At 64.1% G+C, this 13,247-nt stretch carries 15 protein-coding genes; all 15 read left to right on the forward strand.

The genetic code is table 11. The features are described from left to right. The first annotated feature begins 2 nt into the window (after positions 1-2). The 15 genes from WC683_02425 (at position 3) to WC683_02495 (ending at position 13,239) form a co-directional block, all read left to right on the forward strand. Positions 3-731: a hypothetical protein gene (locus WC683_02425; GenBank protein MFA4971441.1), complete on the forward strand. Its 729-nt coding sequence runs from the start codon at positions 3-5 to the stop codon at positions 729-731. Between the two features lie 10 nt (positions 732-741). Continuing rightward, on the forward strand, positions 742-1,395 hold the full coding sequence (locus WC683_02430; GenBank protein ID MFA4971442.1) for a hypothetical protein: 654 nt from the start codon (positions 742-744) through the stop codon (positions 1,393-1,395). A 57-nt stretch (positions 1,396-1,452) separates the two neighbouring features. Then, positions 1,453-2,217: a hypothetical protein gene (locus tag WC683_02435; protein MFA4971443.1), complete on the forward strand. Its 765-nt coding sequence runs from the start codon at positions 1,453-1,455 to the stop codon at positions 2,215-2,217. A gap of 9 nt (positions 2,218-2,226) precedes the next feature. Continuing rightward, complete coding sequence (locus tag WC683_02440) at positions 2,227-2,973, forward strand: hypothetical protein (protein MFA4971444.1); 747 nt, start codon at positions 2,227-2,229, stop codon at positions 2,971-2,973. A gap of 2 nt (positions 2,974-2,975) precedes the next feature. Beyond that, positions 2,976-3,629, forward strand: coding sequence for an LPXTG cell wall anchor domain-containing protein (locus WC683_02445; GenBank protein MFA4971445.1), 654 nt, complete (start codon positions 2,976-2,978; stop codon positions 3,627-3,629). Between the two features lie 164 nt (positions 3,630-3,793). Further along, positions 3,794-4,663, forward strand: coding sequence for a hypothetical protein (locus WC683_02450; GenBank protein ID MFA4971446.1), 870 nt, complete (start codon positions 3,794-3,796; stop codon positions 4,661-4,663). A 9-nt stretch (positions 4,664-4,672) separates the two neighbouring features. Further along, positions 4,673-5,674 carry a hypothetical protein gene (locus tag WC683_02455; protein ID MFA4971447.1) on the forward strand — a complete coding sequence of 334 codons (1,002 nt, stop codon included), beginning with the start codon at positions 4,673-4,675 and terminating at the stop codon, positions 5,672-5,674. Beyond that, positions 5,674-6,075, forward strand: a complete 402-nt coding sequence (locus WC683_02460; protein ID MFA4971448.1) for a hypothetical protein — start codon at positions 5,674-5,676, stop codon at positions 6,073-6,075. Before WC683_02455 ends, WC683_02460 begins: the two co-directional genes overlap by 1 nt. Continuing rightward, a complete protein-coding gene (locus WC683_02465; protein ID MFA4971449.1) occupies positions 6,065-6,634 on the forward strand; it encodes a hypothetical protein in 570 nt (189 codons plus the stop codon). The genes WC683_02460 and WC683_02465 overlap by 11 nt, the downstream gene beginning before the upstream one ends. Next, positions 6,631-6,993, forward strand: coding sequence for a hypothetical protein (locus WC683_02470; protein ID MFA4971450.1), 363 nt, complete (start codon positions 6,631-6,633; stop codon positions 6,991-6,993). The genes WC683_02465 and WC683_02470 overlap by 4 nt, the downstream gene beginning before the upstream one ends. A gap of 158 nt (positions 6,994-7,151) precedes the next feature. Then, positions 7,152-9,584 carry a hypothetical protein gene (locus WC683_02475; GenBank protein ID MFA4971451.1) on the forward strand — a complete coding sequence of 811 codons (2,433 nt, stop codon included), beginning with the start codon at positions 7,152-7,154 and terminating at the stop codon, positions 9,582-9,584. A 129-nt stretch (positions 9,585-9,713) separates the two neighbouring features. Further along, complete coding sequence (locus tag WC683_02480; GenBank protein ID MFA4971452.1) at positions 9,714-10,478, forward strand: hypothetical protein; 765 nt, start codon at positions 9,714-9,716, stop codon at positions 10,476-10,478. 78 nt (positions 10,479-10,556) lie between these two features. Next, positions 10,557-11,375, forward strand: coding sequence for a hypothetical protein (locus WC683_02485; protein ID MFA4971453.1), 819 nt, complete (start codon positions 10,557-10,559; stop codon positions 11,373-11,375). A gap of 102 nt (positions 11,376-11,477) precedes the next feature. Next, on the forward strand, positions 11,478-12,464 hold the full coding sequence (locus WC683_02490) for a hypothetical protein (GenBank protein ID MFA4971454.1): 987 nt from the start codon (positions 11,478-11,480) through the stop codon (positions 12,462-12,464). Position 12,465: 1 nt separating this feature from the next. After that, positions 12,466-13,239 (forward strand): hypothetical protein, encoded by a 774-nt coding sequence (locus WC683_02495; protein MFA4971455.1) that lies wholly within the window; start codon positions 12,466-12,468, stop codon positions 13,237-13,239. Positions 13,240-13,247: the final 8 nt, after the last annotated feature.

The raw sequence follows: 13,247 nt of genomic DNA on the forward strand, positions 1-13,247 counted from the left end.
TCATGCCGCGCTACCTCCCCATCCGTTCGCCCTTCTACGCGCAGTTCGAGCGCTGGCCGTACACGCGCGGGCCGAACTACACGCGGGCGATGTTCCGCGAGCAGGGGCCGGGCGGGTACTTCACGGCGCAGCCGATGAACCGGATGCCACCGCTTCTGGGGCTCGGGTACGTGGGGACGGGGGAGACTCCTGAGAACTGCACGAAGATTTGCACCGATGGGTGTGGGTCGCTCGACAAGGACTGCTTCAACGGCTGCTACAGCCAGTGTATGGGCATTTCGGTCCCTGTGACCCCCGACAACAAGAGGGAAGGCGAGACCATCGACTGCAACGCCGCGTGTGCTGGGAAGACCGGAGAGGCGCTCTCCAGGTGCGTGTTCGATTGCGGCACCGGACGCGCTGTACCGAAGTCTGCGCAGGCCGGTTTCTTCGCGGACTTCTGGTCGAGCCCGGTCAAGATGGTCGGCACGCTCGCCGTTGTGGGCGGGCTGCTGTGGTGGGTGACGAGCAGGAAGCGAGCGACGGCGAACCCTACGAAGCTCCGCGCTGGGGACACGGTTTATTTTCTGAGCGGGGAAAGAGAAGGGAAGCTCGCTCGCGTATCGAAGCGGTGGAAGGACAAAAACGGGCACGTTTGGGTGATCTTGAGGGAGCGCGAACCGGGCGCTTGGCAATGGCGCGCGCGCGAAAGGGATGTTCTCCGGTACGCGGTGAGCGTAGCAACTTTCTGAGGAAATCACGATGAACAAGCACGGCGGCATCTTCAACGCTCTGTCTTCTCTCGGCTGCGCAGTCGGCTTGGGCGCAGACGCTCCGATCAAGAAGTCGTGTACGTTCGCGACGGGTCTGTACTCCGAGGGCGCGAAGGCGATCCAGCAGGTGCTCATCAGTCGCGGGGCCACCAAGCTCAAGGCTGACGGGCTGTGGGGACCGTGTTCCGAGAGCGCGTTCGAGAAGGTGACAGGCGGCAAGCTGACCCAGGCATCGATCCTGGCGCAGTTCAACATCAGCTGTAGCCCGTACATCAAGAACGTGATCGGCACGTCGTGCAGCAACGGCACCGACGCCTATACGCCGCCTGCCGTGAGCCCGGACGACATCTCGCCCAACATCCCGCCTACCGAGAAGGCTCCTCCTGTCGGCACCGTCGTGTGCCCCCCTGGCACCGATCCGATCATGCAAGGCACCCAGGTCATGTGCCAAGCGCCGGTCGTGGCGAACCAGCCTCCTCCCCCCGTTGTGGCCCCCGTGCGCGCGAACCTGATTCCCGGCGTGCCCAACATGTACCTGGGCATCGGAGTCGGCGTGCTGGTGCTCGGCGGGCTTGCGTACTTCATGCTCAAGCCGAAGACGGCGGCGGCGAATAGGCGGCGGCACCGAAGGCATCACAGGTAGCCGATGGATGGCGTCTTCAACACCAACTCGAATCGGTCGTAGACAAAGGACACGGACATGTCGATTTTTGGAAGCCGAAAGAAGCAGCTGCGCGGATGCGGATGCCAGGGCGTCGGCCTGGGCGCAGTCGAAGTGCCGTGGTGGTGCTGGAGTACCGAGGGCTTCAAGGCATGTTCCGACGAGTCCCTCTCTTGGGCGCAGAACGCGTGCAAGGCCGACTGGGAGAACGGTGAGAAGGTCACCAACTCGGTCAACAACGAGCCGTACGCGAACTACGCCGACTGTGTGGCGCGCACTCAGCAGTACAGGTTCGAGAATGGCTGCATGCCCAAGTGCCCCTCGCAGCAGCCTGGGACGGCGACCACGGCAACGACAACCGGCGGCTCCGTCGTGTGCCCTCCTGGCCAGTGGCCCGACGCGTCATTCAACAGCTGCGTGAAAAGCTCTGGGGCGTGCTCCGACGCGAACGTGATCAAGAGCGTGCAGGCGCAGATCGGCACCACGGTGGACGGCAAGTGGGGTCCGAACAGCGCAGCAGCTCTCAAGGCATCCGGCAAGACGTACCAGCAGCTTGCCCCCGGGTGCTCAGGAGCGGTGCCCGGCGGCGGCACGGGTGGAGGGAGCGGCACGTACAAGCCCCCTGCGACAACCAAGACGCCGATCGGTACGCAACCGGGAGTCGCGCAGGCCAGCGGTTTTCTCGGCATCCCGCTCATCGCGTGGGCCGGGGTCGCAGCAGTCGCGGGCGTACTGCTGTACGCGAAGTCGAGGAAGAAGCAGGCGGTCGCAAACAGGCGTCGTCGGCGTCACCATCGCAGGTAGGAGACCACAATGAGTCGCATGGGAATCTTCACGGCGCTCAACGGCGCAGGCTTCGGCGGCTTCCTGGGGCTCGGCCTGACGCCAGCAGAGCAGTACGCGGCAACGTGCAAGCAGAACTGCGAGAACATCCCCGGCACGCAGACCGTTGCGGAGTGCCAAGCCGACTGCGACAAGTTCACCGCCGCTGCGGTGACATGCGCTCCAGCGTGCGCACAGTTTCGCCAGGACTCGAACGAGTGGGTCTACTGCATCCAGAAGTGCCACGGGCTGACCCCTTCGCAGGCGTACGACGAAGCGCAGAAGTCGCTGTGTTCCAAGCAGGGCATGACGTACTCGTGGCTTGAGAACAAGTGCGTCGATACGAACGCGTATAAGAGCTGTCCCGCTGGGACCGTCTACGCGATCTACCCTGACGGCAATCGGTGCATCGGCATCAACACCGATCTGACGAAGACGACGTGCCCTGCTGGCACCTCTCTGAAGATCGTGCCGTCCACGACTGGGGGGCCATCGGGGCAGGCATGTGTGTCCCCTGTGACGCCGACCCCTGCGAAGAAGACGCCTGTTCCGGTGAAGCCCAATCCTGTCATCGTAGGAGACGGTGGCGGCGGGGGCGGGACCTTGCTTGCTGGCATGGGCACCGGCTGGATGCTCGTGGGCGTCGGCGCGCTTGCGCTCATCGGAATCGTCGTGCTCGCGAAGAAAAAGAAGAAGCCGCTGGGCGCTGCGCCCAACAGGCGGCGAAGAAGGAGATAGTCATGCGTGAGGGCGGCATTTTTGATCTTCCGTCAGCGCTCGGCATCGAAGTCGCGATGAGCGACGCCGTCACCGAGATGGACAGCTGCAACCTCTCCGGGACGTTCTCTGAATCGGCCCAGTGGCTCCAGAACCTCCTGAAGGAGAAGGGCGCACTGTCCCTCGTCGTGGACGGCAAGTGGGGGCCGTGCTCCGAGAGCGCGTTCTACGGACTGTTCGGCGTTCGCACGAGCCAAGCCTCCGTTGCGGAGAAGACCGGCCTGTCGTGTGCGAAGTTCGTGAACTACTACGGTACCGTTGGCGGAAACTGCAACGGCAGCGACATCATCTACGAGCAGCAGGGTACGCCGCCTCCCGCTCCGACCGGGACGAAGAAGGTCGCCGTCATCAAGAAGGCTGAGCCCAAGCCGGTCAGCCTTTCCGTGGTGAAGTCCCCGTTCAAAATGGCGACGGCAACGCCCCCCACACAGGTCGTGCAAGCCGACACAGCTGGCACTTCCAAGACGTGGATCTACGTGATCGGAGGGCTCGCGCTGCTCGGCATCGTCGGCTTTTTCTTCCTCAAGAAGAAGTCCCCTGCTCCGGTCGCGCCGCCCCCCGCCATCCCCAACAGGCGTCATCGCCGCCGGTCTCACCGCATTCGGCTTCTCAAGTAACCCGCGCCAGACGACCGTCTCTTGTTGGAACGGGCCACTGTCCTGCGTCTTCGGGGCGATTGAGTCCGGGCTTCGACATGGGCCGCGGAATCTAGCCGTTGCGGGCTCAGTGTCAAGGCCTCGTGCGCTGGACGAAACCCGTCATCCCGTGGATAATCAGGCCCATGGCTAATCGTGGTGGCATCTTCAAGGGTACGGCTCTCGGGCTTCTTGGCGCTGGCAGCATCGAATGCACGGGCACGACGCTGTTCAACGCGGTCAAGGCTGCACTTGTGGCCAAGGGCTACACCGGGCTCGCTCTCAAGAACAGCTGGGACGGCTGCTTCCAGGCGGCGATCGTCAAGGAGCTTGGTCATCCGATGCTCACGGTCGGCGACGTGCGTACGCTCACCGGCAGCGGCTGCACGAAGGGCTACTTCGATGCGGGCCTGAACGACATGAACCCGCTCGTCGCGGGCGCTGGGCCGACCGACGTGGCCTCGTGCTCGGACGGAAGCGACGTGAAGGGCAAGCTGCCGACGACGATCGATCCGTCTGGACCGCTGAGCACGGACTGCTTGGGTGGCTGCGCGAAGCTGCCGTTTCTGTCTGCGGACTGGCAGGGGTGCGTCACCAAGTGCGGCGGCAGCATCCTTCAGCCCCCGGCTCCTACGCCCGGCACTCCCGCGTGCGCTCCCGGGATGTTCTACGACACGAACGCGGCCAGCTGCATGCTCATGATCGATCCGCTCAACTGCGGATCGAAGTGCAACCAGTTCCCGGCGTTCAGCTCCGAGTGGGTACAGTGCATGGTCAACTGCGGCGCGAAGGCAGTCGGTCCGCAGGGCACCCCCGTTGTGGTGCCCGGCACGAACCCTCCCGTGAAGACCGGCATGTCGATGGCAGACGTGTTCGGCAAGAACTGGCTGGTCATCGCCGCAGCGCTTGCGATCGGTGTCGGCGCAGTCGTCTACTTCAACAACAAGAAGCGGAAGGAACGACTGGGGGCAGTCGCAGCGCCGAACCGAAGGCGTCGCCGTCGTCATCACCGCTAGGAGATCACCATGCCGCTGTCCGATGTCGAATCGTTGGCGAAGCAGGTGCAGCCGCTCTACCCGGAGATGGCGACGCCGGAAGATCGGCTCATGGCGGCGTACAAGGCCGCGCGCGCAGCGTTGATCGAGACGTTGCCCAAAGGCACGACCGTTGATCCGTTGGCAGCAACGATCGCGCAGCAGACCGTGGAGCAGCAGTTCGATGCGCGCGTCCCGGCTCTTCAGTCGTCCTTCCAGAACAACACCGATCTCTCGGCTGACGATGCGGCGAAGCTGACCGCTGAGCAGAGCAGGCAGCACTACCTGTACAAGTACCTCATCGCGTGCGACGGGCTCGGCCTGTACGCGAGCGGGTACGCAAAGCAGCTCGATGCCAACGGGGAGTTCCCGGGCGACTACAACAAGAGCGTCGAGGACAGAATCCGCATCTTTTCCGAGATCACGCATGCGCACGGGACAGGGGCACTCGTCGGTCTGGTGAACAACGAAGCCGTCGTGCAGCAGGCTGCCCAGCGAGCCGCGATGTCGGGGCTCGGCGGAGTCGGGCAGGGGCAGGTGACCACGTTCATCGGATCCAAGGGCATGACGATCACCCTGCCGTCTTCGAGCGGCGCAGCCGGGCTGGGCGCACCCTTGCCATGGCAGGCCTGGGTTTTGATCGGTGTCGGCACCATCGTCGCAGGCGTCGTCATCTACCTGCTGGGAAGCAAGCGGATCGAGACGACAGCTGAGACGACCAGAATCATCTGCCTCAAGCTCATCGAGAGCGGGGACAAGGCAGCCGCCAAGAGCTGCATCGACCTCCAGAAGGAAGCGACAAACATCGGCGGCGTTGGCGACATCATTGGCAAGGAGACCATGCAGACGCTCACGAAGTACGCGTTCGTCGGTGGTCTGCTCATCCTCACCGTGATGTTCCTGCCGACGATCGTGGGCTCCGTCACCCAGGCGCAGACGACGTACCAGATGCACAAGGCTGTGCGCGCGGCAGCGAACCGTCGAAGGCGATGATGCGGTACTCGGTCCACAACGTGATGCGCGGCGGGTTCGACTACTACGACGGGCCGGATGTCACTCCGATCAACGATGACCAGCCCACGCCCTCGTTCGACTCCTCCATCCGCACCCCGCTCGGGATCCCCGCGAGCCTCGCAGGCAGGCCTCTGCCTCCCAACGCCTCCATCCGCGGGCACGGCGCGACGGCGCAAGGCGCGGTGTCTTCGGGCAAGCGCGGATCGTGGTCCACCACCGCAGCCAGGAATGGCGGCATGCCGTCTGGCATCGGCGCTGCGCTCGGGCTCGACGACTCCACGAGCAGGATGCTCCAGGCCGTTGTGGGCATCGTGGGGTTCGCCGGAATCTTCTATCTCATCACCCGTTTCGGCGACAGGGAGCGTAAACGTGTCCGCTAGCCGCAACTTCTCGACCGAGCCGTCGCGTCGCACCGTTGTTCTCGACCTACCCGAGATATACGAACGTGCAAAGCAGATGCGCAAGGTCTTCCAGGGTGAGAAGCCAAAGAAGCGCGTAGAGATGCCATTTACGTGGCCCAGCTACTTCGTGTACGTGGGCCGCGCGCTCTCCGAGCTGTACTTCTCCGACAAGAAGCTCAACGGCGGGAAGTGGGAGATTTACAAGCACGTTGCGGAGGCTGGGCAGGATCTCTACGTCAATCCGAAGATCACGACGCTCATCAAGGATGACGGGCGCAAGATGCAGTACCGCGGCGACCGCTTCTGTCTGGAGGGCGCGATGCCGAAGGACATCGCCGTGCTCGCAGAGAACAGGGGCGTGCAGGTTGTGACGAAGAGCGGCGAATACTACGAGATTCGCATGCCGCACTCCACAACGGCGGCAGCGGTGCACCCCGAGACGGGCGAGACGTTCCTGCTTGTCTACTCGAAGGAAGGTGTGCATTTCATCATCACGGGCGACGAGCTGACGATTGGGAAGGACGGCATTGCCGGATGAGAGCCAACGACGCGCAGGTGCTTCAGGTGTGGACCGCCGCGTGGTCCTGGAAGGATGCTGCGGAGCCCTGCGAGTACGTGTTCGCCAGGACGGAGTCGGAGTGCCTGGGTCTTCTCGGGCGCAGACTTCACAAGGCCAAGAATGTGCTCGTGAGGCTCAAGATCGTGCGCAACGGGAAGCTGGCGTCCACATACTTGAAGGACGCGAAGCCCAGGGTTGTGGACATCTTCGACCCCGAGCTTCGGGATTTCGCCAAGGACTTGCTGCCCGACTTCAACAGGGCGGGTGCGGCGGTCCGAAGTTCGGACGAATACGCCGATCTCGTCGAGTGCGCCGACCTCAGTCTCGGCGACCTCTGAGCGCGCCCTCGGGAACTTGACACCGTTGCGGATCTTGCCGTAGACTGCCTCTCACGTAGCAAGAGCCTCGTTGGCCCAGGGTGACGAGTTCAGCTCCCGCGAACTGAGCGGAGTTGTATTCCAACGGCGTGCAGGCCGATATCTGCAATCATCACCCGATGGCACGAGGAAGGATTTTCCGGATCACGAAGGCCCAGGCAAAGGCCTACGAAATCCTGGATCCGCCCTCGACGCGCTCGGCCCGCCCGAACCCAGGCGTCACGGCCATCATGGGGATCACCAACGGTCGCGGAGCTGCGAAGCGCGGGGCTCGCAAGGGCAAGGCTCGCAAGTCGGTCCGCATGCTCGGCGGCATCAGCTGCCCCAAGACGGCTCCGAAGAAGCACCGCATGGCAGGGGCGACGAAGCGCTCAGACTACGCGCTGCCGCAGTGCTTCCACTACCCGGTGCGCACGCGCGGCAAGGCTTCCGTCTTGAAGATCCGGCGAGCCCTGACCCGCTACGGCACGCACAAGAGCAGGTACTCGCCCGCCGTCCGCAGGCAGATCGAGCGCGGGATCGCGAAGGCTGCGAAAGAAGCCGGGATGACGAGTCCCGTGGCGATGAAGTACCGCAAGAAGTTCGCACTGGCGAATGCAAAAGGAGAAAGCCCCATGTTCGTCGTCCCCAATGCCGCGCGCAAGCGCGCAAGGCGCAAGTCCAAGTCGCGCAAGCTGTCCCCGGCTCATGCCTTCTTCTTGTACCCGACCACCAAGGGCAAGATCGGCGCGTCGGCGTCCCCGAACCGCAAGCGCAAGGCGCGCAAGGCCCGGAAGGGTGCTCGCAAGCTGAAGTTTGGCTCGCCCGCATGGCAGAAGAAGTTCAACCCGCTGTACGGCGGCAAGGGCAAGACGCGCAAGGGCAAGAAGTCGACTGCCAAGCGTCGGACCGCGCGTCGGATGGTTACGTCGGGCGTTCGTCGCGTGACCGTTCGTCGTGGCAAGGGCAAGCGCCGCAGCGGTCTGAGCGTCGCTCTGCGCAACATGTCGATCCTTCCTGCGGTGCCGAACAAGCGTCGCCGCTCGACCAAGAAGTACAGCGCCGCGTGGCATCGCAAGATGACGCATGCGGTCGCGAACCGCTATCGTCGGCGCGCTCGGCGCAACGCAGAGGGCGAGGGGATCTTCTTCCCGGGCGAGGGCGGAGGTTCGTTCATGGACGAGCCCTCCACCATCATGTCCGAGGCGCAGGAGAAGAAGCTCGCTGCTGCCGCCACTGCCGAAGGCATCGCTCAAGACATGTTCAAGACTCAGGCGGATTTCGACGCGTGGTTCGCGAACATGTACAAGAGCAAGACGTTCCGCAAGTTCTACATGTCATTCAGACGAAGGCGCACTGCGCTCTCCAAGCGAGGTAGGAAGATGGCAACCAGGAAGAAGGGCAAGAAGGCTGCGGGCCGCAAGCCTCGCAAGGGCAAGAAGGCTCGCAAGGCACGCAAGGGAACCCGCAAGCTGAAGTTCGGCTCGCCCGCATGGCGCAAGAAGTACGCGCGCAAGATCGCGGCGGGTCGGCGCAAGGCGAAGCGGCACGGCACGCGCAAGGCTGCGAAGCGTCGCAAGAGCGGCTCGCGCAGCAAGCGCCGGGTCACGCGTCGTCGAGGCACCGCACGTCGTCGGAGCGCAGCGCGCCGCCGCACGGGTGGTCGTAGGCTCAAGTTCGGCTCGAAGGCGTACAACAAGAAGTACGCGGCCAAGCGCAAGCGCAACCTTCGGTCGGCGAAGCGTCACGGCAAGCGCAGGGCTCGCCGGAACTTCAGCTTCCGTGCCATCCCGAACCAGCTGCTCATGCGCGTCAAGGCCATGGCGATCCCTGGGCTCATCGCGCTCGGTGGCTACGCCATCCATCGCGTTGTGACCAAGGTTCTGTCCAAGGCCATCGGCGGCACGGTCACGAGCTACGCCGAACCCCTGAGCGGGCTCGTCGCGATCGCGGCTGGCACCTGGGCGGTTGGCAAGTTCCTGCCGCAGCACTCTCATGCTGCGATCATGGGCATGGCCGTCAGCTTCGGCGCGTTGCTCCTCAAGAGCTTCCTGCCCGACGTTGCGACCTACCTGGGCATGGGCTCGGTCGGATCGCAGAACCAGCGCGTGCGCTGGGGCATGCAGGGACCGGAGTTCATGCAGGCGGCTGCTGGCCCGGAGTTCATGCAGGCGGCTGCTGGCCCGGGGTTCCTCCAGGCGGCTGCTGACTACTACCAGCCCGCGAGCGGGATCGGCGAGTACGTCAGCGATGGTTCGCTCTCTCCCGTGAGCGACTTCGGCGAGTACGTCGCGAGCAATCTCGACGTGAGCGGCTGGGGTGACTACGAGGTGAGCACCCAGTACCAGACCGGCGCGGACGGCTACGGAGCCATCAACGACGGGATCCAGCCGGGCGGCAATCTCGATCAGCAGTTCAACATCATGGAAGCGGCGGCGGGGCTCGGTCTGAACAGCCCCGGCAGCTCGTCCACCTACGTCCCGCACGAGGGCATGCGCAACGTGGCCTCTGCGGAATCGAGCGACAGCTCGGGCGTGTTCGATGTCGGCGGAGGCAACGGCGTCCTGGGCTGAGCCAGGGCGAAGTGATCGGATCCGGATAGTGGCAGGAGCAAGCTAGGAAACGTCAGTCTGGAGAGCCAGCGGCATAGAGGAACCAGCCTCTCAAATCATGGTACCGCTGGCAGAAAGAGAAACGCAGTCATGGCAAAGATTCTCAACATCCGCGAACGTGTTCATCAACCCTTTCGTGACGCGCTGTGTCGGACAGCCGGTCTGTTTCAGGGTGCCCTGAATCAGACGACCGACTTGTTCATCACGCAGGGGCGTGACGAGGGCTTCACGAACCTCAAGACGAGCGCCGTGCTTCCGAACGACTCGTCCATGATCATCCTCGCGGCGAGGGTGCTTCAGTGGTTCCGCGCTCCGGTGCGCCGCAACTTCAATCCGGATGGCACCGTTCTGACGAACGGCGACTACGGTCCCATCGGCCTCGCGGCGTGGGTGTGGCCGAACGGTGCGGGCGCAGTCGCGCTCGGCAACGCCCCGGCGAACTACGAGGACGTGTACCGCATGCACTGGCAGTGCGCCGAGGGTCTGTTCTGGACGATCGGCGCTGGCGAGAAGGACTCGCTGCGCAGCATGCCGACGATGTACTTCCCCATGGGCGGCGGTCTGCACGGGGACATCGGCGGGGCGACGGACCTCATCCACTTCAACAACGGCTCACCGAGCCACACGTCGATCCTTCGGATCGCGCGCGCTATCACCATCACCCCGCGCCAGCTGATCAAGGCGCAGGTGACCGCCGTGTCGTACCCGGCTGGTGGAAACCAGACGATCTTCGGCACTTCGACGGCGCAGGGGCGCGACATGCTGAACCCGATCAGCAACCTGAACTGCGTCGATGCGATGGGCAAGGTCGTTGCCCTCGTGATCGACGGGTTGCTGAGCCGCGACGTTCAGTAACCAGAACAGGGCAGCCGCCCCGGAGACCCGATCTCGCGCTCCGGGGCGTCGGTCCATCACTGGAAAGGAAGGCTCCTCGTGGCCAAGATTCTGAACATTCGAGAGAGGGTTCACCAGCCCTTTCGCGACGCGCTGTGCCGCACGGCGGGCCTCTCGCGAGGCAACCTGAACCAGACAACCGACCTGTTCATCGCGCAGGGCCGGGACGAAGGTTTCACGAACCTCAAGACGAGCGCCGTACTTCCGAACGACGCGTCCATGATCATCCTCGCGGCCCGCGTCATGCAGTGGTTCCGCAGGCCGGTCCCTCGCGATATGGCCGATGCCACCAACGTCACCCTGAACGGTGACTACGGGATGATCGACGGAACGGTCCCGTTCGCGTGGCCGAATGCGGTCGGTGGCGTAGCAGAGGGAAACGCTCCTGGGCTACACAACGATGTGTACCGGTTGCACTGGCAGTGCGCCGAAGGTCTGTTCTGGACGATCGGCGCTGGCGAGAAGGACTCGCTGCGCAGCATGCCGACGATGTACTTCCCGGCAGGTGGCGGGCTTCACGGCAAGATCGGCGCAAGAACAGGCATCATCTGGTGGTTCGACAGGCAGGGGCAGTACGTCCACTTCCATGCCCCGCTGATCCACTACAACAACGGCTGTCCGACGCACACCGCGATTTTGCGGCTCGCGCGCGCCATCACCATCACCCCGCGCCAGCTGATCAAGGCGCAGGTGACGGCGGTCCGCTATCCCGATGGCGGCAACGCCACGCTTTTCGGGACAACGACCGCCAATGGCCGGGACATGCTCAACCCGATCGACAACCTCAACGCCGTCGATGCGTGCGGCAAGGTCGTGTCCCTGATCCTGGACGGCCTCCTGAGCCGTGACGTGCAGTAGCCGGATGCGGGCAGACGCGCCCGTAAACGGTCCTCAAGTCTGATTGGTCTCGCGCCGGGCGGCAGCGTCGGCCACCCGGCGCTCCGCAAGGAGCGAACCAAAGTGATCAACGAAGCGGCACTTCAGCAATTTCTCAACCAGATCCAATCCGCCGCCAACGGGGCAGCGAAGATGGCCCGAGACGGCCTCGCCGCTGCGCAGGACGCGCGGGCCACGGCTGCGCAGCTCCGTGGTGAGCACGCGGAAGCACAGAAGAAGATGCAGGAGTGGGACTCCAAGGTTGGGGGTCTCAAGATCCGGTCTTCGGTCGGCGCGGGCATGGGGCGACCCGACCTCCTGATGATCGAGGACATCCCCGGTCGCCGGATCCCGTTCGACGTGATCGTTCCGCTCGGCATCCCCGCGAACCTGACAACGTCGGTGCCGGGGACCTATCAGGTCTCGATGGACGGGCCGTTCGTGGCGACGAGTCGGTTCGCCATCTTCGTGTCGAGCTACACGTTCCAGGTCACGGTCCAGTCTTCGACGACGCGGTTCGTGGGCCGGTCGTTCGGCAGGCAGAGGCCGATCAGCTCCGTGAACGACATCATGGACGCGATGAGCGGCTGGGCCAACACGAACTTCGACGCGGACACCTGGGCATGCCCGGCAACGCTTCCTCAAGAGGCGTCGATGGCGATCCCGGTCAACAAGTCCGGGTTCCGCACCATGGAAGGTGACTTCTACATCCAGGTGCGCGATCAGGCATACCCCCGACAGAACCAAGCCGTTCCGTCTGGCGTGTGGGCTCCTGGCTTCAAGCAGTCGATGGGCCTGTCGGTGCTCGACTACTGGGAGAAGGGCACGACGATCCAGATCGATGTCGAGCCCGCTCACGTCAACAACCCGCCCAACGGCAACATCGCATCGCTGTTCGGTACCTATCCGTACCTGGACTCGCAGTACGACGTGCACGAGGGCATCATGTACCCGCCGTATGCGTGCACTGGCGTGACGAGCGATTCGGTCACGCGTAACCCGATCGGGACACTGATCTGCGGCTACCACGGCTTCCGGATCCTGCATCCCGCAGGCGTTGCGGTGAGGTAACATGGCCCAGTATCCCCCGGCCAACGTGTGCCCGGCCACCCCGGTCGGCCCGACTTCTGCGATGCCCGGCGGCGGGATCGCACCCGGAGACATCAAGCGAACGCTGGAGCTTGCGGGGCCGTTCTCTGCGTACACGCGGCACCCTGAGCTTGAAGACTTCGAGCAGATGTTCCGCGTCGAGCCAGACGACAGCTGGTTCTCGGTCGATAGGTCACCGAACAGCCCGATCCAGTTCGAGATCGCGGCGGTGACGACGGGCGACAACCAGATGCTCTTCATCTACGACTACTCGGTGCAGGTGTTCGGCTTCTCCGGGATCAACGCTCACGACTTCGAGCCGTTGGAGGACGGGCGGCACTCGGGCGCGTTCGGCTACGTGCTCAGAATCAACGGACGGTCCCCCGGGGCCCTTCACTACCGGCTCGACCCGGTCTCCCCGAACCTTCGCCCGATCGCTATCCAGCTTCAGGGTGCGTGGCCGAACCCTACGGCCATCCCCGGGCCCGACCCGTACGCGCGGGCCCTCGCGGACCAGTTCGCGTCCTCTGCTGGCTTCGGCGCATCCATCCATCCCCAGAGCCCGGGGAGGTTCGGCGCGCACAACGCGAAGTTCACGCTGTTCGTACAGCCGAATCAGGCCCTGGACGTGACAGGCGTGATCTTCAACATGATCGAGAGCCCCATCGCATTCATCCAGGCGAGACTCAGCGGCTACGTGTGCTCGGTCAACCTTGGCAACAAGATTCTGGCTGACATGCGATCCTGCCTGCGCTAGTTTGGGAT

The sequence above is a fragment of the bacterium genome, from assembly GCA_041648665.1.
GTDB lineage: Bacteria > UBA10199 > UBA10199 > 2-02-FULL-44-16 > JAAZCA01 > JAFGMW01.